The organism is Alkalimonas collagenimarina (genome assembly GCF_030717845.1).
GTDB lineage: Bacteria > Pseudomonadota > Gammaproteobacteria > Enterobacterales > Alteromonadaceae > Alkalimonas > Alkalimonas collagenimarina.
The window spans coordinates 228,645-251,073 of sequence record NZ_JAUZVZ010000002.1; the positions used below are offsets into that span (position 1 = coordinate 228,645).

The window sequence follows — 22,429 nt, forward strand, 5'->3', positions numbered from 1 at the left end:
TTAATTATATTCAAATCAATGCATTACTGGGTTTTGAAAAGTTGGCAAGGAAACTGAATGGTACTCCATATCAAGTATTTTAAATCCTAGCGAACGAAGAGGTACTACAGATGGGTATTTTTAGCCGTTTTACTGACATTGTAAATTCAAATCTGAATGCTTTACTGGATAAAGCAGAAGATCCGGAAAAAATGGTACGACTGATTATTCAGGAAATGGAAGACACTTTGGTTGAGGTCCGTTCATCATCGGCCAAAACCATTGCTGAGAAAAAAGAATTGCAGCGTGTGATGAATCGTTTAAACGATGAAGTCAATGATTGGCAGGGCAAAGCTGAGTTGGCATTATCGAAAGAACGGGAAGACTTAGCACGCTCTGCTTTAATTGAGCGAGAAAAAGCGGCTGAACAAGTCGGGGTCGTGGATGCAGAAATTACCTTGCTGGATGAGCATATTGGCAAGCTGCAGAACGAAGTGTCGCAACTACAGGATAAACTGGCTGACGCGAAAGCACGGCAAAAGTCGATGTTGATGCGCCAAAAAACGGTGGCATCACGGTTGGATGTGAAAAAGACACTGCACAGCGATAAACTGAACGATGCCATGCATAAGTTTGAGCGCTACGAGCAAAAAATTGACTCGATGGAAGCGCAGGTCGAGTCCTACGATTTGGGCAAAAAGACACTAAAAGATGAGTTTGCTGAGCTGGCTGCTCAAGAAAAAATAGATACGGAACTGGCGGCTCTGAAACAAAAAGTAAGCCAGAATAAAAGCAAAGACGCATAGATCGTATAGGAGGAGCCCGTAATGGGGATTCAGGAAATGATTTTTGTGCCCATGGTCTTATTTATGATCTTTGTGGCACCACTGTGGGTCATTATGCATTACCGCAGTAAAAATAAAATGGGTCAGGGATTGACCGATACCGAGTTGGAGCAGTTGAATGAACTGGCTAGAAAGGCGGAAAAAATGGCTGATCGTATTAAAACGTTAGAAGCTATTTTAGATGCAGATAGCCCCAACTGGAGGCAGCAACATGACTAAGCCAAGAAAGGAACTATTGCGGGATGATACCCATGGCAAGATTGCCGGGGTCTGTGCTGGCGTAGCAGACTATTTTGGTTGGGAAGTGTGGCTGGTTCGGATCATCACTCTGTCGGCACTCTTTCTGGGATTGGGTAGTTTTGTCTTGGTGTTGTATTTTGCCGGCTGGGTGGTGTTGGGGAAAAAATCCAAAGTCAAAGCGGCATCGAGTCGAATGGACTCAAGCAAATCCAGCGATGAAGAGGATCGTGTTGAGGTGAAAACCCGGGTCTGGCAACGGGGCGAGGCACCAAAAGAAGCGTTAAAGCATTTGCATAATAAATTTAATGGTTTGGAGTTACGGCTACGGGATGTGGAGCGCCACGTTACATCCAACCGTTTTCAGCTCAATCAGGAGTTTAATAACCTGTAGTGTCCAGAGATATTTTCCATTCAGACAGCAAGCCGTCTGGCTTGCTTCACTTTTTCAGCCATTCTGCTATTGCTATGCAACCCTTTTAGTCTGTCGAAAGATGCAGTATGCAAAACAAAAAACTCAATCTGGCTACTCAGTGTATTCATGCCGGTAAAGTACCGAATGAGCATGGCACCTTAGCCACGCCTTTGTATCAAACATCCACCTTTATTTTTGATAATGCAGAACAAGGGGCGGCTCGCTTTGCAGGTGACGAAGCCGGCTATATTTATACCCGCTTGGGTAACCCGACCACCCGGGAGCTTGAGCTGAAAATTGCGGCGTTAGAAGGCATGGAGGATGCGGCAGCTACAGCGACCGGTATGGCGGCTGTATCAGCGGTCACTCTGGCATTTTTACAGCAAGGTGATCATATGATTTGCAGCAAGGCGATCTACGGCTGTAGTTTTGCTTTGTTCAGCCATCAGTTTGCCCGCTATGGCATCGAGGTGAGCTTTGTCGATATGACCGATCACGCTGCTATTGCAGCTGCACTGCGGCCGAATACCAAAATGCTGTTTGCTGAAACACCGATTAATCCGAACCTGGTGGTACTGGATCTGCAGTTTTTGGGCGACTTTGCCAAACAGCATGGGCTACTCTCTGTGGTGGACAATACTTTTTTAACACCAATGCTGCAGCGCCCGGTTGAATTTGGCATTGATATCATCATTCACAGTGCCACCAAGTACCTCAATGGCCATGGTGACGTAGTGGCTGGGTTAGTCGTTGGTAGTGCCGAGTTGATTCATACAATTAAAATGACCACCTTAAAAGACATCGGCGGTACTATAAGCCCGCATGATGCCTGGTTGATTATTCGTGGCATGAAAACCCTGGCAGTTCGTATGGAGCGTCACTGCAGCAATGCTCAGCAAGTCGCTGAGTTTCTGGTTCGTCATCCGGCAGTTGCAGACGTGTATTATCCGGGATTGCCCTCGCATCCGGGTTACCGGTTTATTGGCTCACAAATGCGGGGAGCCGGTGGGGTGTTAGCCTTTGAAATTAAGGGCTCATTGGATGATGGCCGTTACTTCATTAATCAATGCAAGCTGCTAAGCTTAGCGGTGAGTTTAGGCGATGCCGAGTCACTCATTCAGCATCCCGCATCAATGACGCATAGCCCCTACACGGCAGAGGAGCGGGTGATGGCAGGGATCAGTGATGGCTTGATCCGGGTTTCTGTTGGCTTGGAGCAAGTAGAGGATATTATTGCTGATTTAGCTCAGGCATTAGCAGCCATGGAGCAACGAGTGACCACTTCATTGTAATCCATTCTTTACGGTTTAACACGGCTCAAAGCAGCCCCAGTGATTAACAGGGGTCTGCATTTCGTCTAGTATCGACTGCAGCTACAGGGCTGGTGCCCAATCAAAAAATAAGTAACAGGGTGTATATGAGCAAGTCAAGCAACTATGTATCGAAGCAGTCCGACGAGCATGGTGTTATTGCCTGGACCGATGAAGACAATCAAATCTGGCATGAGCTAATCACACGTCAGCTCGGCTGCATTGAAGGTAAAGCCTGCGATGAGTTTATGGCCGGATTAGAGCGCCTGCAACTGCCGACCGATCGTATTCCACAACTGGAAGAGGTGAGCAAGGTACTGCGCGAAACGACTGGTTGGGAGTGTGCGGAAGTTCCAGCGCTGATCAGCTTTGACCGCTTTTTTGAATTATTGGCCAATAAAAAATTTCCGGTAGCGACGTTTATTCGTTCACGTGAAGAGTTTGATTATTTGCAAGAGCCTGATATTTTTCATGAGATCTTTGGTCATTGTGCCATGCTCACCAACCCCGCTTTTGCCGAATTCACTCATGCTTATGGAAAAATTGGTCTGGCTGCGAGCAAAGAAGATCGAGTGTATCTGGCGCGCTTGTATTGGTTTACCATCGAGTTTGGTCTGCTGAAAACGAAGCAAGGCTTGCGGATTTACGGTGGTGGCATTTTATCATCGCCGGGTGAAACAGTGTATGCATTAGAGTCGGCTACACCAGAGCGCAAACCTTTTGATGCGGTGGATATATTAAGAACCCCCTACCGTATTGATATTATGCAGCCAATTTACTTCACTATCTCTGAGATCGACGATCTGTTTGATATTGCCCATCTGGATATGATGACCTTGGTGCAAAAAGCGAAAGAATTGGGCTTACATGCCCCTAAGTTTCCCCCCAAACAAAAGCAAGCTAGCTAGCTAGAGAGGACTGCATGTCAGAATTAACCGCAATGAAGTGTGAAGCGTGTCGTGCCGATGCACCTAAAGTCAGTGACGAAGAGTTACCAGCGTTGATGCGCCAAATCCCCGATTGGACCCCAGTGGTCCGTGAGGGTATTTTACAACTTGAGCGAGTGTACAAGTTTAAAAACTTTAAAAGTGCCTGGGCATTTCATGGCAAGGTTGCTGAATTGGCAGAGGCTGAAGGGCATCATCCAGCATTGTTGCTCGAGTGGGGCAAGCTCACCGTCACCTGGTGGTCGCACTCTATTAAAGGCCTGCACAAAAATGACTTTATTTGCGCCGCTAAAACGGATGCATTGTTGTTGGAGTAAATTATTGTCGCAGTAAACAGCAAAAAGCCGCAGACACAATACTCTGTCTGCGGTTGCCTTTCTTCGAAGTTACACTTACCTTGCCATTTTGCCCCTTTAATTTTCCAGCAACTCGCATTCTGACGCACTGTTGTACCATTCAACCCCTTTTTTATTGCAAGGCTTAGCGTTAACATCGAGAATATTCTGCTGGATAGTCGGCGCTCCCATTCTTAGATCGTTGTTCATCCTGATTGTACTTTTTCTTTAACACACTAACTCCCAAATAGTGGATATGAAACCATGATGATTTTTTCCTTTACCGGACTACGAAAGTCAACGCTAGCCGGCTTGGTTGCGATGAGCTTTATGTTGCCACCAGCACTGGCAGACGAAGATGATGACAAAGAAGCTAAAGGCTACAACGATATTGTTTCCGAGCTTAAAATGCAGCAGGGCCTATTTAATTTTTATCGCAATATAGAGTCCGGTGAAACCATGTTGTCGCTGGGCGAATCCCAGCTCAACAGACCTTTTATTTATCATGCACAGACCATGGATGGTGTCGTCGAGGTGGGGCATTTTCGCGGTAATTTCCGTCAGACCCGCTTGATTGAATTTCGTCGCAATTACAAACAGATTGAAGTCGTAAGTTGGAACCCTCGTTACGTCTTTGATAGTGAAAATCCATTGAGCCGGGCAGCTGAAGCAAACCGTAGCGAAGCGCTACTTGCTGTTTTGGATATTGAGGCCGATGACAACGGCCGATTGTTGGTGAAAGCCGACCCTCTGTTTAAAAGCCAGGCTTTGCATCGCATTACTCCGTGGGCAAATCCGAATCAGACTGGGCCCCGCTTTTCGTTAGGCACGTTGAACTCTGATCGTTCGCGTATCACTCGTGAGCGTTTGTATGAACGGAATATGGATGTGGTGGTTGACTATGTTTTTATAAACGAAGATCCAGTAGCATTTGGTTCGGTGGCTGCGGCGGACCCGCGTTTTATTACGATTAGCTTGCAGCATTCATTCATTGAAATGCCTGATAATGATTACCGCCCTCGGCGGGATGATCCTCGTGTTGGTTACTTCACTCAACAGTTTAACCAAATGACCAATCCTGAGTGGACGCCTTGGGGGGATGTTATTAACCGTTGGGATTTGGTAAAAAAAGATCCAGAGGCAGAGCTTTCAGAGCCGGTTCAGCCGATAGTTTGGTGGATAGAAAACACCACTCCTTATGCATGGCGAAACACCATACGTCAGGGCGTTGAAGATTGGAATATCGCTTTTGAAGCTGCTGGCTTTAAAAATGCCATTGTAGTCAAAGAGCAACCAGATGATGCAGAATGGGATGCTGGGGATGTTAACTACAACGTACTGCGCTGGACATCGTCACCACGTCCTCCTTTTGGTGGTTATGGCCCTTCTTTAGCGAACCCAAAGACAGGTGAAATCATTAGCTCAAATATCATGCTTGAATTTGTCTTTATGTCGAATCGTTGGACATTGGGGGAATTGTTTTCAGGTGGAGCTAATCTGCTGGCAGATCAGCACTCAGATGAGCATGAGTTGTATTGCAGCCTTGGGCATAAGCTGCAAATGGGTCATATAGCAGCTCGGCTGGCGTCGGATACGCGCATGTACGATAACATCGAGGATGATCCCATTTTGTCGCAGGCATTGCGCCATCTGATCATGCATGAGGTCGGTCACACGTTGGGGCTGAATCACAACATGCGTTCTCACGGACTTTGGAATAATGAGGAAGTGCATAATGCCGGGCTTACCCAAGGGGTGCTCTCCGGTTCAGTGATGGATTATAATCCTGTCAATATTGCGCCTGTCGGTGTGGAGCAGGGCGATTATTACAGTTACAAGCCCGGCCCGTATGACTTGTGGGCTATTGAGTACGGATATTCCAGTCCTTTAGCTGACCCCGAAGCTGAACAGTTACGACTAGAGAGTATACTGAGTCGGTCGCATCAGCCTGAGCTTGCTTTTGGCAACGATGCTGACGACATGCGAGCAGCAGGCCGGCATATTGACCCGCGGGTTATGATTGGCGCCATGAGTTCAGATCCAATCGCCTATGCGCAGGATCGTTGGCAGCGGGTTAATGTTGAGTTCTCACAATTGTTGGAAAAGGGGCGTGTCGATGGTGAGTCTCATCAGCGTGTTTTAACCACAGCTAATATGTTGTTTGGTCAATACGCGGGCCAAGCTAATGTAGTGAGCCGCTTCATAGGTGGTGTTTATGTCGATCGCTCTTTCGTCAGTCAGCATGATGATGTCAAACCGTTTCAGCCAGTACCCCGGGAGACACAACGTCAAGCCATGGCTGCATTAAACAGCTATGTATTTGCTCCGGATACATTGGTAGATATGCAACCAGTCTTGGCGTACATGCACGCCCAGCGGCGTGGATTTAATCATCGTGGAAACAATGAAGATCCACGTGTACATCGCATGATTCTGAATATGCAGCGTAATGTACTTGACCATATCCTGCATGAGCAGGTTTTGCAGCGTATGTCCGATACGGAGTTGTATGGCAATACCTACAGCTTGACTGAGATGCTGACTGATCTAACCAAGGGTATTTTCGGTGGTGAGCTGACTTCGCTCAGCCAAAATCTGCAGCTGGAGTACGTGAATCGACTGATCGCTATTTCTGGTTTGGAAGATGATACTGATTACGATCACCTGAGTCAGGCCGCCGCTGTTGGGCAGTTGCGCTCTATCCGCAGTCAGTCTGCACCACGTCGATCTGCTGATCATGTTCGCCATCATTACAACTATTTGCATCTACTCATTGATAGAGCGTTTGCTGTGTAATTAGCTCTGTTGATCGCATGATAGAAAGCCCGACTTGCCCGGGCTTTCTATCATGCATGCTTTTTCCGATAACCCCACAAAATCATCAAGCCACCAGAGGCAAACATAATCAGGCTGTAGACGGCCGATGGGATGGCCATGGTGCTGTTGTTTAATAACAGTGGCGAGGTGGCGATGGCGATACCTAAGGTACCGTTTTGAATACCAACTTCGATGGTCAAAGAACGGATTTGTGCACCACGACATCCCGCTAGTTTGCCACCTATATAACCGACCAACATGCTGGCGATATTCAGCAAAGCCGCACCGATGCCGATCAGAACAAAGAAGCCGAGTATGCGATCTTTCTCGCCAAATAACACTCCGGCGACCACCATGACTAAAAACAAACTAGAGAGAAACTTGACGGGGCGAACACAGGCTTTTGAAACCTGCGGGAAACGAGCCTTTAGCCACATACCAAGACTAACGGGTACCACGATAATGATCAGCAATTGCGCGATGGTGCGAAGCACCGGCAGGGCAACATACTGGCCTTCGCCAAGGAATAATAGTGATGCGAAATTGATCAGCAAAGGCAGCGTTATGATGACAACCAGACTACTAAGGGCTGTTAAACTAATGGATAACGCCATATCCGCATGCGCCAGATGAGCAATCAAGTTGGAGGTAGGGCCGCCAGGGCAAGCGGCAATTAACACCAGACCAACGGCGAGTTCAGGAGGTAGTCGCAACCCCCAAGCGAGTAAAAATGCCAACATAGGGATAGCAATAATTTGTAAGGACAAGCCTGTTAGTACCGGTTTCGGTGTGAGCCATAATTGCTTAAAATGCACTGGTTTTAGCGATAATCCCATTCCCAGCATGATGACTGCTAAGGCAACAGGCAGAAAAATTTGAGTGAATATAGTTGCTTCCATAGGTTTATTCAGAGGCTTTTATCGTATTGGTACCTTGACCCTACATCAGAATATCATGAGTAGCTATTATTTTTTTGTTCATAATTCTTTACAAAATAACTGGTCTAGCTGTGGCACTATAACGTATCATGCTGCAATGGAATTAGAGTGAGGTAACCGTACCGTTATGCGCCTTGAAATTCAATGTCAGGATCGTTTGGGGATAGCGCAAGAGGTTTTAAACATTCTTGTGAGTTATCAACTGGATTTACGCGGGATCGAGGTTGACTCAGCCTTGGGCCGGATGTATGTGTCTTTTCCCAGTATTCACTTCGAGCAGTTTCAGGAGTTGATGGGAAAAATGCGTCGTATTCCCGGGGTTGTCGATGTAAAAACCACCGCATTTATGCCATCTGAGCGCCATCAAAATGAATTGATCACCTTATTGAAAACCTTACCAGATGGCATTATCGCCATTGATACCAAAGCGCAGGTCAGCATCATTAATGATGCCGCATTAGACGCCTTGTCGGTCAGCAGAGAAGAGATTGAAGGCGAATCTTTTGTGGGTATGGTGAAAGGCTTTAATTTCTTGCGTTGGTTGGAAAGTGATGACGTACTGGCACAAACCCGCCGTTTCGAGATCCATGGTAAACGCTTTATTGCTGATATTTTGCCTGTGATGGTCCCCGACGATAGCGGCCATGAGTTACTGGCTGGTGCGGTGATTAACTTGAAGTCGGAAAGCCGGCTGGGCCAGCATATGGTGGCGTTTAATCAGGGCGATCAACAAAGCTTCCAGACGTTGCATGCACAGAGTCCGCAAATGCGTAAGGTGATCCGCGAAGCAAAGAAGATGGCACTGCTAGATGCGCCGGTTCTTATTATAGGTGAAACCGGCACCGGCAAAGAGCTGTTAGCCAGAGCTTGCCATGGCGCGGGTAACCGGGCGGATAAATCGTTTTTAGCAGTCAACTGTGCCTCAATGCCGGATAATGTCGCAGAGTCTGAGTTGTTTGGTTATGGCCCTAATGCGTTTCCGGGTTCCAATGAAGGCAAAAAAGGTATTTTTGAACAGGCCAATGGCGGCACGGTGTTTCTGGATGAAGTGGGTGAAATGTCGCGCGAACTGCAAAGTAAACTGCTGCGTTTTTTGCAAGATGGTTCCTTTCGTCGTGTGGCCGATGAGCATGAAGTTAAGGTTGATGTACGTGTGATTTGCACCACCCAGAATGACTTACCCGCTATGGTGCAGGATGGAAAGTTCCGGGAAGACTTGTACTACCGGTTGAATGTATTTGCACTTAATCTGCCAGCGCTGCGTGAGCGTAAACAAGATATTGTACCCTTGGCTGAGCATTTCGTCGCCCGTTTTGCTGCAAGGTTGGGGCGGAAGGCGCCTAAACTAGCCGACAGTTGCATTCAGTTTCTGCAAAATTACCCGTGGCCAGGCAATGTGCGTCAGTTAGAAAATGCCTTGTACCGCGCCGTTACCTTATTGGAAGGCAGCCAACTGGATAAAGAGCATTTGCAATTGCCAAGCTTCACCAGCGACTTTGGCTATTTGGAACAAGAGTTTGATGGCACGCTGGATGAAGCAGTAAAGCGCTTTGAATCCAGCTTGTTACGCAAGCTTTATCCTGCTTATCCAAGCTCACGGCAACTGGCCAAAAAACTGGGGTTAAGCCATACGGCTATTGCCAATAAACTGCGTGATTACGGTATCAACCGCAAGACTGTAAAAATTTAATTACACTTTGTTTGTAAAACGATACTCTTAGCCAGCAGTAGCTCGCTGCTGCTGGCTAGTCCTCTCCAATTAGACACCATTTCTGGCTTTTGTATTGATTTTTTTACGATTTCCGTTGTCTTACTAAAACGAGACGATGCAGTGGGTGGATGTTCATTTTCTTCAGACTATCGCAAGATAGCGACACCAGCAGCCAGCCTGCTAATCACTACTCGTCATTAAGTGGAGACGTCTGATGCAAGAAGTATATAACCCGTTGGGGACTGATGGTTTTGAATTTGTGGAATACACGGCAGCTGATGCGGATGGCATTGAAAAGCTAAAAAAATTATTTCATGGTTTAGGCTTCACTGAGGTCGCCAAGCATCGCTCCAAAGAAGCCTGGCTCTACAAGCAGGGCGACATTAACTTTATCATCAATGCGCAGCCCAACTCACAAGCCGAAGCTTTTGCCCGTGAACATGGCCCTAGTGTTTGTGCCATGGCGTTTCGGGTGTCGGATGCCGCCAAAGCATTGCAACATGCTGTAGCGAATGGTGCCAAAGAATACAAAAATCAAATTGGTCCGATGGAGCTAAATATTCCGGCGGTGTATGGTATCGGTAGCAGTCTGCTGTACTTTGTCGATCGCTACGGTGCCTCTTCAGTCTACGACATCGACTTTAAATACTATGATAACTGGAAAGATGAGATGGTTAAGCATAGTGTTGGCCTTGAAGTACTGGATCACCTGACGCACAACGTGATGCGTGGCAATATGAACGTCTGGTCTGGTTTTTATGAAAACATCGGTAATTTCCGTGAAATTCGCTATTTTGATATCGAAGGAAAGCTGACTGGCTTGGTCTCTCGTGCCATGACGGCGCCTTGTGGCAAGATCCGTATCCCGATCAATGAATCGTCTGATGATAAATCACAGATTGAAGAATTTTTGCGTGAGTACAATGGTGAAGGCATTCAGCATATTGCGCTGACCAGCGATGATATCTATCAGACGGTTCGTGATCTGCGTGCGCGTGGTATGGACTTTATGCCGACGCCAGATACATATTACGACAAGGTCAATGCACGAGTTGAAGGTCACGACGAAGATTTGGAACAGATGCGTGAATTACGCATCCTGATCGACGGCGCACCGATGAAAGATGGTATCTTGCTACAAATCTTTACCAAGACAGTAATTGGCCCTGTGTTCTTTGAAATCATTCAACGCAAGGGCAATGAAGGCTTTGGTGAAGGTAACTTTAAAGCCTTATTTGAATCCATTGAAGAAGATCAAATTCAGCGCGGAGTGTTAGCCAATGCGTAAATGGGCCTCGTTTCCACTGCGGGAAGGGGATGTGTCGCGTCAGGCACATGCTGACTTCCCTGAACAAGCAATCTATGAGCGGGAAACTGGCCGTAGTGGTTTCTTTGGTCCAGCTACGCACTTCCATCACAGTCATGCCCCAACCGGTTGGAGCGACTGGCAGGGGCCATTGCGGCCTCGCTTGTTCGATTTTAATCAGTTAACCGAAAACAGCACCAGCTCACCATGGCAGGTGCCATTATTGTTGCACAATGCACATTGCAAGATGCGCACGTGGCGAGTCGCAGAGACCATGCCATTTTTAGTGCGAAATGCCGATGGCGATGAGTTGTTATTTGTGCATGAAGGCAGTGCCGATCTGTATTGCGACTATGGTCACCTTGAAATCGTTGAGGGCGATTATGTGGTCATCCCTCGCTCCACCATGTGGCGCCTGGAACCGAAACAGCCGATGGTGCTGTTGATGATTGAAGCGACAAACGATTCTTATCAGTTGCCCGAAAAAGGTTTGGTGGGCAACCACGCTATTTTTGACCCTGCCATGCTGGATACGCCAAAAATTGATGAGGCTTTTAAAGCGCAATACTCTGAGCAAAGCTGGCAGGTTCAGGTCAAGCGCCATGGTCAAACCTCGGTGATTACCTACCCCTACAATCCATTGGATGCGGTTGGCTGGCATGGTGATTTGGCTGTCATGCGCATTAACTGGCGTGATATTCGGCCGTTAATGAGTCATCGCTACCATTTACCGCCATCAGCGCACACCACGTTTGTGGCGCAGCGTTTCGTGGTCTGTACCTTTGTACCACGTCCGATTGAAAGCGATCCGGGTGCATTAAAAGTGCCGTTTTATCACAACAACGACGACTATGATGAAGTGCTATTTTATCATGCCGGTGACTTTTTCAGCCGCGATAACATCGAAAAAGGCATGGTCACTTTCCATCCGGCAGGATTTACCCATGGCCCGCACCCGAAAGCCTTTCAAGCCGCGCAGGAGTATCGTAAAAAGTTTACCGATGAAGTGGCGGTGATGCTGGATACCCGTGATGCGCTGGAGGTCGGTTCCGCTGCCGAAAACCATGAAAATCCAGCCTATGTGAATAGCTGGAAAGTAACTGATAGCAACTAATTTTTTGCCTGAGTCAGGCATGCAGTACAAGGATTTTTTATGAAATTAGCAACCTTAAACAATGGCCATCGTGATGGTCAGCTGGTGGTGGTGAGTCGTGATTTACAGCATTGTGTGACTATCCCTCAGATAGCCATGACACTACAACAATTGCTGGATGACTGGCAACAAAAAGCGCCGCAGGCTGAAGAAATCTATCAAGCGTTAAATGCTGGCGATGTTGCTGATGCCGTCGCGTTTGAACAACAGCATTGTGAGTCGCCATTACCGCGTGCTTTCCACTGGGCTGATGGCAGCGCTTATGTCAATCACGTCGAATTGGTTCGAAAAGCCCGTAATGCCGAGATGCCACCGAGTTTCTGGACTGATCCTTTGATGTATCAAGGTGGCTCCGATGCGTTTATTGGTCCTTGTGCACCGATTGAAGTATCCAGCGAAGATTTTGGTATCGATTTTGAGGGTGAAATTGCCGTGATCACTGATGATGTGGCGATGGGGATTTCAGCAGAAAAAGCACGTGAGCGTATTCGCTTAGTGATGCTGGTGAATGATGTGTCGTTGCGTGGTCTTATTCCCAATGAGCTGGGTAAAGGCTTTGGTTTTTATCAATCTAAACCATCATCCAGCTTCAGTCCGGTTGCAGTTACCCTGGATGAGTTAAGTGATCATTGGAACGATGCTCGTTTGCATCTGCCGTTGCTTTCTACTTACAACGATGTCGCTTTTGGTAAGCCCAATGCAGGCATCGATATGACGTTTGATTTTGGTCAGTTGATTGCCCATGCTGCCAGAACGCGTCCGCTCGGCACCGGCACCATTATTGGCTCTGGCACTGTCTCCAATAAGCAAGGTACTGAGTATGGCACGGCCATTTCAGAAGGTGGTGTTGGTTACAGCTGTATTGCTGAAATACGGATGATTGAAACCATTCGTGATGGCAAGCCAAGCACCAGCTTTATGCGCTTTGGTGATCGTATTCGCATTGAGATGCTCGATCCACAAGGCCAAAGTATTTTTGGTGCCATCGATCAGCAAGTGGTAGAGTATAGCTATAAAGCGTAAGACTCTGTCCGGTCATAAATAAATTTAAAAGAGCTGCTTCGGCAGCTTTTTTGTGAGGAATTGCTATGAAATTGTATGGTTATTGGCGCTCATCGGCCGCCTACCGGGTTCGTATTGCACTGGCTTTTAAGCAGCTTTCATTTGAATCGGTTTCCGTTCATTTGGTCAAAGATGGCGGTCAGCAGCATCAGGCTGACTACAAAGCATTGAACCCGGCTGAGCTGGTGCCAACCTTGCAAGATGGTGATCTGACGCTCAATCAATCGCTGGCTATGCTGGAGTATATAGAAGAGCAGTATCCAGAGCCCGCCTTACTGCCTGCGGATGTGTCGAAAAAGGCTGTGATTCGGGCGATGGCGTTGGATATTGCCTGCGATATTCATCCATTGAATAACCTCCGTGTACTGCAGTATCTGACCCAAACCTTACAGCTTACCGAGCAACAAAAGATTGACTGGATCCACCATTGGTTACAGACAGGTTTTCAAGCCTTGGAGCAACGTTTAGCGACCACGTCAGGAGAATATTGTTTCGGTAATGAGCTAACCTTGGCGGATGTATGCTTAGTACCTCAAGTATACAATGCCCTTCGTTTTCAATTGGATATGACACCATACCCGATCATTCAATCCATCTATCAGCACTGCAATCAGTTGACTGCTTTTCAGAGCGCAGCCCCAGAGCAACAAGCTGATGCGCAATAAACTGATCCCCTGCTATCCGCGGCGCATCGTAAATCGGGCTTTGTTTATGATTGGGCTGGCTGGAGTAGTGCTGCAATGGATCGCAATTGTGTATGCCTATTGGCAGGGGTTCAGTATTTCATTTCACTGGTGGTTTCATTGGTTGGCCCCCTTGTTGTGTGTGCTTTGGGGAACAGTGCCTGCGCTGCAGCTGCAGCAAGAAGCTGAGCGTGGCAGCTCTGGTGACTCATTGTTCTAACGCTCTTGTCGCCGCTTAGCGGCTGCGTGGCCGGATAAAGCTTTCTGGCTCGACTCTATCAATGCCTTGTGGTTTAAAGTAGAAGTTGATTTGTCCGATGTTACGACTGAAATGATGTCGTACTCCATTGATTTCAATAACATAACTACCACGCTCTCTTAATCCATCTTCTCGATAGAGCTTAAGGCGGTGACCATCAATCTCAAAGTCAAAACCGATCAACGGTTCATCAACAAAATCATTCACCCAGACATAACTGTCTTGATGCAACACAAGTGCCAATGAGTACTTTTGCGGCACTTGCTGTACAGGGAGTGAATTCTTGCCGACGATAAAAACGTTGCGGCCATCTCTGCGAGTATAAGAGAAACCAAAAGTAAATGGCTTGCTATCACCATTCTTCAAATGGACGATCCCTTTACCTTCTACTTCGAAGTAGGCGAAAGCAGGGAAATGAAGCGCAACGCCTAGCAATAAAACCGTCAATAAGTGCTTCATGTTCATTGCCCTCTCAGGTTCAGGACTGGGTGATATCCACCAGTAAGCGAAGCTGTTGCCCTGGTTGTAAGTGGTTATCAAGGCTTAGCTGATTCCATTTCAGAATATCTGCCACCTGTACACTGTAACGCTGAGCAATGCGAGATAACGAATCACCACGGCGCACCCGGTAGTTGATGGTACGCGTCACCCCTTGCGCTGTAGGCTGAGAGTTATCTGTCGCTGTTGGTTGTTCAATCACCAGTGTTTGCCCTAAACGCAGGGTGTCACGCGCAGTCATTCCGTTCCAACGCGTTAATTGGTTGACACTAACGTTATGGGCCCGGCTGATATCCCACAGGGTGTCACCTTGCTTAACAGTATAGTTGATTCGTTGGGCGGCATTGGTCCTTTGTTGCGCCTTAGCGATACGTCCGGGTTGGCTCAACTGATAATCGCTGGCATTCCTGGCCGATACCGGCACCAACAGATGCTGGCCAACACGGATGGTATGATTATTGAGCTCATTCAAGCGTTGAATGGCTGCCACTGATGTTTTGTACTGCAGTGCAATTTTACCTAAGGTATCACCTCGTGCCACAGTATGGCGTTGCCAGCTAAGCCATTGATCCTGTGGTGTGGCTGCCAGTGTTTCAGCAAACTGTGATTGCTTTTCCAGCGGCAGCACCAAACGATGGGTTCCATTGGGGTCGGTTGCCCATTGATTGAACGCTGGGTTGAGCGCGTGTAATTCATTTAAACTCAAGCCAGCCATTTCAGCGGCAACGGCCAAATCGATCTGACGGCCGACATCAACGACGGTGATTTGTGGTGTATTGGCAATAGGTTGCCAAGCAATGTCGAAGACTTCTGGTTGACGTACCAGATCCACTAAAGCCAGCAATTTCGGAATATAGGCTGTCGTTTCACGTGGCAAATCGAGTGACCAAAAATCGGTCGGTAAATTACGGCTTTTATTACGACGTATTGCACGTAACAAACGACCTTCGCCAGCATTATAGGCGGCAATAGCATTGAGCCAATCTCCTTCCAGCCGGTCATGTAAGTACTGCAAATAGTCTAGCGCAGCGCGAGTAGATTCAATCACATCCCGCCTACCGTCGTACCAGTAATTTTGTTCTAAGCCAAACCGTTTACCTGTCGCTGGCATAAATTGCCACAAACCTGATGCTCTGGCGTGTGAATAGGCGAAAGGATCAAAAGCACTTTCAACAATCGGCAACAGAGCCAGCTCTATTGGCATGTCGCGGGCTTCGATTTGTTCAACAATGTACAACAAATAAGGTTCTGCTCGGGTTGAGACCCGATCCAGATAGGATTGATTGCGCGAGAAAAAGTTACGCTGTTCAGCAATGGGACGAGATTCAGGGACTTCAAAGGTCAGTTGCATCTGAATGCGTTGCCAGACATCCTCGGCGGTCTGCACATCAAGAGGAGCAATGGTTTTAGCCGGCTTCTTGATCTGACCATTCAGTAGGTTGGTTGCAATGAGTTCGGCGCTGGCGGCCTGTTCAAAGTTCGCGGCAGTGGCCTGTTGGCTGCTTGCTTCTGATTGAGGCAGTTGGCTACTAGTTGTGGCACAACCGGCTATCAGTATTGCCGTCAGGGCAGTGGTGACGCGTACTCTCATGCATAAATCCTGTGTTTTGATCGATAAACTGCATGTTACCTGCTTGGTTAATGATTGCAAGTCAGGATTTAAATTCATCTTTATGCTGCCGTAGTCGCTTGAACACCTGAGCAGTTGTTTTACTTTGGTAGGTTTTTTGCAAGTTGGGTTGCTCGCAGCGCAGAAAAGGGTTGATGTCTTTTTCCAAGCCAATGGAGCTCGGTAAGGTTGGAAGTTTATTGGCGCGCAACTGCTGACACTCGGCTTGATAAGCAATTAATGCCTGATTGGTCGGTTCAACATGGCGAGCGAAAGCGAGGTTGGCCAGGGTGTATTCGTGCGTACAGTACACCTTGGTTTCATCAGGCAGCTGAGCCAATCGTTGCAGTGATTGGTGCATCTGCTCTGGGCTGCCTTCAAATAATCGACCACAGCCTCCGCTAAAGAGCGTATCACCGCACAACAACAGCGGTGCTTGATTCTCGCAGGCATGATAATAAGCAATGTGTCCTAGCGTATGCCCGGGTACATGCAGTACTGTGAAATTAAGGCCAAAATCGTGCAAGTCGATGCAATCTCCATCGGACAGCGGATGGGTGATCGCTGAGATTTTAGTGGCCTCATAACCAGGGCCATAGACGATGGCATTTGGCCACATTTGCAATAATTCTCCAATGCCATCAGTATGGTCCCAGTGATGGTGGGTAATCAAAATATGACTTATCGCTTTGTTGCTTTGCTGAGCAAATGCGATGATCGGGCCTGCATCACCGGGATCGACCACCACCATGGATCCATGTTCGGTGTCGGTTATGCACCAGATATAATTGTCTTCGAAGGCGGGGACCGGGGTTAGAGTCAGTTTGTGTGCTGGCATCTGATATACTCACTTACACTAGATTGGCAAAGGACGCACATCACCATGAAGCCTGCTTTAAGTCATCGACCAGCTCCTGGACCATCAGATTGGCAACAGTTGCCTCAGGGCGATGCGTTGCTGCGCTGCACTGAGCAAAAGCTAGCGGTATGGTGGCCACAAATATTTGGCTATTACTTGCTCAAAGTTGGTGATTTAAGTTGTCAGCTTGATACGTCTGAATGTTCCATTAAGCATCATATCCATGTCGGGATCAAGGCTGATACGTTGCATATGAAAGCAGAACCAGATGCACTGCCGGTAAAAGATTTGAGTGTTGATGCTTTATTGCTGTGCCATGCCCATGAGTTTTCCTCTGATCCACACCACTTAATGCGCGAGGCTCATCGGGTGTTGATGGCCGATGGGTATTTACTACTGACTGGCTTTAATCCATTAAGTTTAACCGGCTTGATGAAGTTAAACCCTTGGCTGCGACATAAGCTGCCCTGGAGTGGTCGCTTTTTCAGTACCAGTCGATTGAAAGATTGGCTCTATTTACTTGGCTTTGAGGTGATGACGGAACAGCGCTTTTTTTGTTCAGCCATGCTGGGGCAATCAGCGCCAGAGAGCCGTTGGCGCGATTGGTTGGCTCATTCTATCGGCAGCAGTTATTTATTGGTGGCACGAAAACGCGAGTTACCGCTTACACCGATACGACCAAAGTGGCAGCTTAGTGCCAGTTATGCTCCTGCTGTTGAAGGAACGCTGACCACGAATCGTGTGCAACGGCGAAAATAATCATCTCGTATCAACTTAAATTCGATGCTTGTTGTAGAGCATGTACTATTTGATGCAAACCAATGCCATTAGATGCTTTAAATACAATCAAATCGCCGGCTTGAAGTTCATCCAGCAGTGCTTGCTGTAATGCCTCTACATCCATAAAAAACTCGCAATGCTGACTCGTGCTGAAATACGGCTTTAGTTCGCTCATTTGCTCACCAAGACAAAACAGCTTATCTGGCAAGCTGGCTTCGATATCAGGCACCAGTTCTCGATGCAGTAATGGACTTTGCTCCCCAAGTTCCAGCATATCGCCGAGTACTAATAGTAGCCGCCCAGTTCTGGGGATTTCGGGCAGCATCTTTAGCAGTGCCCGCATGGATGCAGGGTTGGCGTTGTAGGCATCATCAATCATAGCAATGTTGCCTTGTGGCAGCTGCAGTTGCCGTTGCTGGCCGCGACCTTCAATGGCCTGAAAGTGTTTGGCCGTATCCAGTAATGTAGGTATGGGCAGTGCTAACCCTTTTGCCAAAGCAATCAGCACCAAGCTATTGATGGCCATATGCTCGCCTGGAGTGGCTAATTGGTACCGAAAGGTTTCGGTTTGATATTCCACATCCAACCAAGGGGGCTGATAATGGCTTAAGCGGACGTCAGCACCTTGATGAGTGCCATAGCTGATCACCCGAAGTTGCCTCGCCAGTGCAGCCTGCTGGAAAATAGGCCATTCCGGTATATCTCGATTGATGATCGCTAACGAGCCAGGGCGCATTTCGTGGAACAACCGACTTTTTTTACGGGCAATGGTTGTGACATCTTTATGGTATTTGAGGTGTGCAGGAGCAACTGTGGTTATCACGGCGACATCCGGTCGGGCGATGCGACTGCTTAAACGAATGCTGCCTATTGCTAGCTCAAGCACTGCAAAATCCAGTGACCAGGGCATTGAGGCAAGATTCCAGGCAACGCCTAAGGGTAAATTGGCATTGGCTTGACTACTGGCAGTCGAGCCAATGCAATGTAAGCTGTGAGCCAGCAGCGCTACCATGGTGCTTTTGCCGGCACTGCCTGTTACGGCAATCACTTTGCCTTGCATGCGACTACGGGCATAGCTGCCTAACGCCAGTATGGCTTGTTGATTGTCTTCTACCTCAAGAATAGGCTTGGACACGTCGCAGGTGATAGTAGATGATTCTGCTAAAATAGCAGCTATGTTCTGCTCTTGTACCTGAAGTGCTTCTGGTTTAAACCCTGCTGGGTTTTTGAGATTAGAAGCCATGACTAAGCTGCATTTTTTTAAACCATGCATGCTGATCGCCACACTATCTATTTGCTCGGGAGGTGGTTCCGCGCCACTCCAGTTCCCATGAGTAGCGCATGCCAGTTGCTCTGCCGTCCAGTGATTCGCTGGGTTAGCAAGTGGTGGTGGGGGGATCTGAGCTCTGGGTTGTTTCTGCTTTAAAAAACGATCATAAGCGATGTAACCCGATAAATAATGTTCAATATCGTCAATGCGAATACGAAAGGCATGGTGGCGTATAAAAAAACTACCGCAAATTGCATCCGGATGCCGAAAAAACATTGCTAGCTCAGGCCAGAAAAAGCCATTTAACATGTGCTCGGCGCGCTGCTGCATGGCAAAGTAAAATTTGTCCAGGTTCAGGCTATGGTAAAGCCAATACAGCTCGGGGCGCTGAACCAAGTTCAGTAGTAATTCATGTGCGGCCATCATCAGTTCCAACAAGGTTGGGAAGGTGGTGATCCGCTCTATGACGAAATCGAGGTGGCCCATCACATTGTTCAAGCCAAACTCAAAGTAGCGGGCTTCAGGCCGATAACGAACCAGCTCATTGACACTGTAACTAAGCCAATGATCATGAGCTTTCCAGTGCTCTCTGGCAATAAAGTCGTCAAAAGCCAGCTCAACCGCAGCTAACCATTGCGGTTGCTTGCTAAGCTGGTAATAACGCAATAAGGCAAAGCAGGCTTCACCATCGTAATAGATGATACGAAACGCTTGTTTTACGCTAAAATCGTGACCATACAGCACATGCACAAAACGGCCGGTTTTAGGGCATTGCATAAAAAGAATACCAGCCGCCAGTTTTGACATCAGTTCATCGTACTGTGTGGTGGCGGTGATTTCCTTGTATTTGCATAACGCCAATAAACACAACGCGGTGCCGCCCAACTTAATCTCGTGATTTTCATCCAACAAAAAAGCCAGCTGGGAACCTGTTTCTGTGGAGTGATGCACAATAAAGTCGTTGGTCATTCGCGACAGCGCCCGTTGAATGGCGTTATGCAACGACGGATCTTGCGAGACTTGCCAGGCTTCAATTAAAGCATAGGTCGAGCTGGCATGACGCAGGGTGTTGTAATTGGCAATGGGCCGATGAAAACTAGGGAAATAACCATAGTGATAGCTGCCATCCTCTTTAACTTGAGATGCTAAATAGTGGGATGACTGAGTAATTATTGTTGATGTGGTTGACTGATCCAGCGCTGGCAGTTGTCTGCGTCCTGCATTCGGCCCTGATGGATAGAGCAAAAAGAGCTGCTGCTCGTTATCCAGAAACAATCCTTGTGTATCAAGCAGCCAGACCCGATGTTCAGCGGGAAGCTCTGCTGGATTTTTAATGGTGCTGTTAAACCGGCGCTGTTGATATACGGCGAAATTATGTGGGTTCAGTTGGCAGTACGAAGTGGCATTACCGCCATAGAGCAAAGCATTGGCATTTAGTTCTTGTTCCGTATAAAGCTGGCTGAACTCGTCATCAAAAGCAATGCCATAGCGGAAATAGTTTCGTTTCGTTTGTTTCAGTTGTTGCTGCAACGAGGTCATTGTTAGTGGTTGAGCTGAACGTAACCAGTCGATTCGAAGAAAGCGCACGGTTAATTGTTTGCTGGCAATGCATTGTTCGGTATTTTGTTGCAATTGTTGCCAACAGTTAGCGAAATCGTCGGCAACAGCATGCATTACCCAGCTTCGCCTCGCACCATCACTGATAGCGCACCATAGACAAAACCTAATATGTTGCTTAACCCGTGCGGGATAGTTTTTATGCACGTTGTAGCGCAATAAATCCCATGGGATTGTGGTTATCATGCTATACCGTTGATCTTAATTGAAGATAGATAATTTTTACCTTAGCATATCAGATGGTTGCAGAGGTATGTTTTGCGGTTGTAAATTAATTAAGTAACACTGGATAGTGTGTGAAGTACGGATTTTGTTGATTTAATAAGCATAATGAATCAGAATATCTTCAAGCAGTCAGGCTGTAGGTTGTAAAGGGAATTACTTATGTTAAAACAGTTTGTAACTATCGAACCCTTGATGGTTTTATCGATCACCGGTCAGATATGGCTAAAACAGGCCAATGGTGATTTAGAGCTGGTAACTCTTGGTCAGCAATTACCTGCTGACGCTCAACTTATTTTTGAAGAAGGTGCGCAACTCAACGGTGCGGATCTTCTTGCAGATACTTCTTCAAGTGACCCTTTAATTGATAGTGCGCTGACTGCTGAAATTGAAGCCATTCAACAAGCATTACTCAGTGGTGACGATATCAATCTAATTCCGGCAGCCGCTGCTGGTGATGCAGGGAATGATGGTAGCAATAGTGCCACTATCTTTGATCGTGATGGTAATGAAGTCCTCCCGGTTGCTGGCTATGATACATTCACTGATGCCAGCGCCACTGAAACAGCAACAGAAACCTTCCTGCCTGAAACTGTTGATTTTACCGATGATGATAGCGACGCCGACGCCGACGCGGATGCTGACGCTGATGCCGACGCTGACGCGGATGCAGACGCTGATGCAGATGCTGATGCTGATGCGGACGCTGATGCTGATGCTGATGCTGACGCTGATGCTGATGCTGACGCTGATGCAGATGCAGATGCCGACGCTGATGCTGATGCGGACGCGGATGCCGACACCGAGATCGAAGCCAGCATCACTATTGACGTGATCGCGGGCGATGACATTATTAACGCCGATGAAGCGGATGAAGAATTTACAGTCGTCAGCGGCACCGTGGGCGGCGACGTGGTGGTGGGCGATATCGTCACCTTGACCGTGAACGGCAATGAGTACACCGGCGCGGTTGTTGAAGATGCCGATGGTAATCTGGTGTATGCGATAGATGTCCTGACGGATGACTTGATCGCAGACAACCAGATTGAAGCCAGCGTGACGGCCACTGATGCAGCAGGCAACAGTGCCACCGCAACAGCTGAACGAGATATTACAATAGATATTGACGATACAGACTCTGACGCAGATGCCGATGCAGATGCTGACGCGGATGCGGATGCGGATGCGGATGCGGATGCAGATGCCGATGCTGACGCGGATGCCGACGCGGACGCTGATGCAGATGCCGACGCTGATGCAGACGCCGATGCAGATGCTGATGCCGATGCAGATGCCGATGCAGATGCCGATGCCGATGCAGATGCAGATGCAGATGCGGATGCAGATGCCGATGCAGATGCAGATGCAGATGCCGATGCAGATGCCGACGCGGATGCCGATGCGGATGCTGACGCTGATGCAGACGCAGACGCTGATGCGGATGCTGACGCCGATGCGGATGCAGATGCCGATGCGGATGCGGATGCTGACGCCGATGCGGATGCTGACGCCGATGCGGATGCTGACGCCGATGCTGACGCCGATGCGGATGCCGATGCAGATGCAGATGCGGATGC

20 protein-coding genes are annotated in these 22,429 nt (G+C 47.9%); 15 read left to right on the plus strand and 5 right to left on the minus strand.

Annotated elements, in window-relative coordinates:
• Window positions 1–110 precede the first annotated feature (110 nt).
• The 7 genes from pspA (at window position 111) to Q3O60_RS02305 (ending at window position 6,864) form a co-directional block, all read left to right on the plus strand.
• Window positions 111–785 (plus strand): phage shock protein PspA, encoded by a 675-nt coding sequence (gene pspA, locus Q3O60_RS02275; protein WP_305892274.1) that lies wholly within the window; start codon window positions 111–113, stop codon window positions 783–785.
• Window positions 786–806: 21 nt separating this feature from the next.
• Window positions 807–1,043, plus strand: coding sequence for an envelope stress response membrane protein PspB (gene pspB / locus Q3O60_RS02280; RefSeq protein ID WP_305892275.1), 237 nt, complete (start codon window positions 807–809; stop codon window positions 1,041–1,043).
• Complete coding sequence (pspC, locus tag Q3O60_RS02285; RefSeq protein ID WP_305892276.1) at window positions 1,036–1,455, plus strand: envelope stress response membrane protein PspC; 420 nt, start codon at window positions 1,036–1,038, stop codon at window positions 1,453–1,455. The genes pspB and pspC overlap by 8 nt, the downstream gene beginning before the upstream one ends.
• A gap of 107 nt (window positions 1,456–1,562) precedes the next feature.
• Window positions 1,563–2,768: a methionine gamma-lyase gene (gene megL, locus Q3O60_RS02290; protein ID WP_305892277.1), complete on the plus strand. Its 1,206-nt coding sequence runs from the start codon at window positions 1,563–1,565 to the stop codon at window positions 2,766–2,768.
• Window positions 2,769–2,893: 125 nt separating this feature from the next.
• Window positions 2,894–3,694: a phenylalanine 4-monooxygenase gene (gene phhA / locus Q3O60_RS02295; protein ID WP_305892278.1), complete on the plus strand. Its 801-nt coding sequence runs from the start codon at window positions 2,894–2,896 to the stop codon at window positions 3,692–3,694.
• A 14-nt stretch (window positions 3,695–3,708) separates the two neighbouring features.
• Complete coding sequence (locus Q3O60_RS02300; RefSeq protein WP_305892279.1) at window positions 3,709–4,050, plus strand: 4a-hydroxytetrahydrobiopterin dehydratase; 342 nt, start codon at window positions 3,709–3,711, stop codon at window positions 4,048–4,050.
• A 339-nt stretch (window positions 4,051–4,389) separates the two neighbouring features.
• Window positions 4,390–6,864: a zinc-dependent metalloprotease gene (locus Q3O60_RS02305; protein ID WP_369812616.1), complete on the plus strand. Its 2,475-nt coding sequence runs from the start codon at window positions 4,390–4,392 to the stop codon at window positions 6,862–6,864.
• A gap of 50 nt (window positions 6,865–6,914) precedes the next feature.
• Here Q3O60_RS02305 and Q3O60_RS02310 read toward each other — a convergent pair whose 3' ends face one another.
• Window positions 6,915–7,784, minus strand: a complete 870-nt coding sequence (locus tag Q3O60_RS02310; RefSeq protein ID WP_305892281.1) for a bile acid:sodium symporter family protein — start codon at window positions 7,782–7,784, stop codon at window positions 6,915–6,917.
• Window positions 7,785–7,950: 166 nt separating this feature from the next.
• Here Q3O60_RS02310 and tyrR point away from each other — a divergent pair, with 166 nt between their 5' ends.
• The 6 genes from tyrR to Q3O60_RS02340 all read left to right on the plus strand — a co-directional run bounded on the left by tyrR (window position 7,951) and on the right by Q3O60_RS02340 (window position 13,958).
• Window positions 7,951–9,513 carry a transcriptional regulator TyrR gene (gene tyrR / locus Q3O60_RS02315; RefSeq protein ID WP_305892282.1) on the plus strand — a complete coding sequence of 521 codons (1,563 nt, stop codon included), beginning with the start codon at window positions 7,951–7,953 and terminating at the stop codon, window positions 9,511–9,513.
• Between the two features lie 235 nt (window positions 9,514–9,748).
• Window positions 9,749–10,822 carry a 4-hydroxyphenylpyruvate dioxygenase gene (hppD, locus tag Q3O60_RS02320; protein ID WP_305892283.1) on the plus strand — a complete coding sequence of 358 codons (1,074 nt, stop codon included), beginning with the start codon at window positions 9,749–9,751 and terminating at the stop codon, window positions 10,820–10,822.
• The gene (locus Q3O60_RS02325; RefSeq protein ID WP_305892284.1) at window positions 10,815–11,954 is read left to right on the plus strand and encodes a homogentisate 1,2-dioxygenase; all 1,140 of its coding nucleotides are present in this window, start codon (window positions 10,815–10,817) and stop codon (window positions 11,952–11,954) included. The genes hppD and Q3O60_RS02325 overlap by 8 nt, the downstream gene beginning before the upstream one ends.
• Window positions 11,955–11,993: 39 nt before the next feature.
• Entirely contained in the window at window positions 11,994–13,016 is a 1,023-nt protein-coding gene (locus Q3O60_RS02330) for a fumarylacetoacetate hydrolase family protein (RefSeq protein WP_305892285.1), read from the plus strand.
• Window positions 13,017–13,081: 65 nt separating this feature from the next.
• Window positions 13,082–13,720, plus strand: coding sequence for a maleylacetoacetate isomerase (gene maiA, locus Q3O60_RS02335; protein ID WP_305892286.1), 639 nt, complete (start codon window positions 13,082–13,084; stop codon window positions 13,718–13,720).
• A complete protein-coding gene (locus Q3O60_RS02340) occupies window positions 13,710–13,958 on the plus strand; it encodes a hypothetical protein (RefSeq protein WP_305892287.1) in 249 nt (82 codons plus the stop codon). The genes maiA and Q3O60_RS02340 overlap by 11 nt, the downstream gene beginning before the upstream one ends.
• A 15-nt stretch (window positions 13,959–13,973) precedes the next feature.
• On the opposite strand, the gene Q3O60_RS02345 is transcribed toward Q3O60_RS02340, so the two are convergent.
• From Q3O60_RS02345 to gloB, 3 genes are all read right to left on the minus strand, one after another.
• Entirely contained in the window at window positions 13,974–14,456 is a 483-nt protein-coding gene (locus Q3O60_RS02345) for a hypothetical protein (RefSeq protein ID WP_305892288.1), read from the minus strand.
• Between the two features lie 19 nt (window positions 14,457–14,475).
• Entirely contained in the window at window positions 14,476–16,086 is a 1,611-nt protein-coding gene (locus Q3O60_RS02350; RefSeq protein ID WP_305892289.1) for a LysM peptidoglycan-binding domain-containing protein, read from the minus strand.
• A gap of 61 nt (window positions 16,087–16,147) precedes the next feature.
• Entirely contained in the window at window positions 16,148–16,942 is a 795-nt protein-coding gene (gene gloB, locus Q3O60_RS02355; RefSeq protein WP_305892290.1) for a hydroxyacylglutathione hydrolase, read from the minus strand.
• Window positions 16,943–16,987: 45 nt separating this feature from the next.
• Here gloB and Q3O60_RS02360 point away from each other — a divergent pair, with 45 nt between their 5' ends.
• Window positions 16,988–17,722 (plus strand): class I SAM-dependent methyltransferase, encoded by a 735-nt coding sequence (locus tag Q3O60_RS02360; protein ID WP_305892291.1) that lies wholly within the window; start codon window positions 16,988–16,990, stop codon window positions 17,720–17,722.
• A 10-nt stretch (window positions 17,723–17,732) separates the two neighbouring features.
• On the opposite strand, the gene Q3O60_RS02365 is transcribed toward Q3O60_RS02360, so the two are convergent.
• A complete protein-coding gene (locus Q3O60_RS02365; RefSeq protein WP_305892292.1) occupies window positions 17,733–20,687 on the minus strand; it encodes a UDP-N-acetylmuramoyl-tripeptide--D-alanyl-D-alanine ligase in 2,955 nt (984 codons plus the stop codon).
• Window positions 20,688–21,014: 327 nt separating this feature from the next.
• Between Q3O60_RS02365 and Q3O60_RS02370 the strand changes: the two genes are divergently transcribed.
• On the plus strand, window positions 21,015–22,429 hold a 1,415-nt coding region (locus tag Q3O60_RS02370), incomplete at its 3' end, for an Ig-like domain-containing protein (protein WP_305892293.1).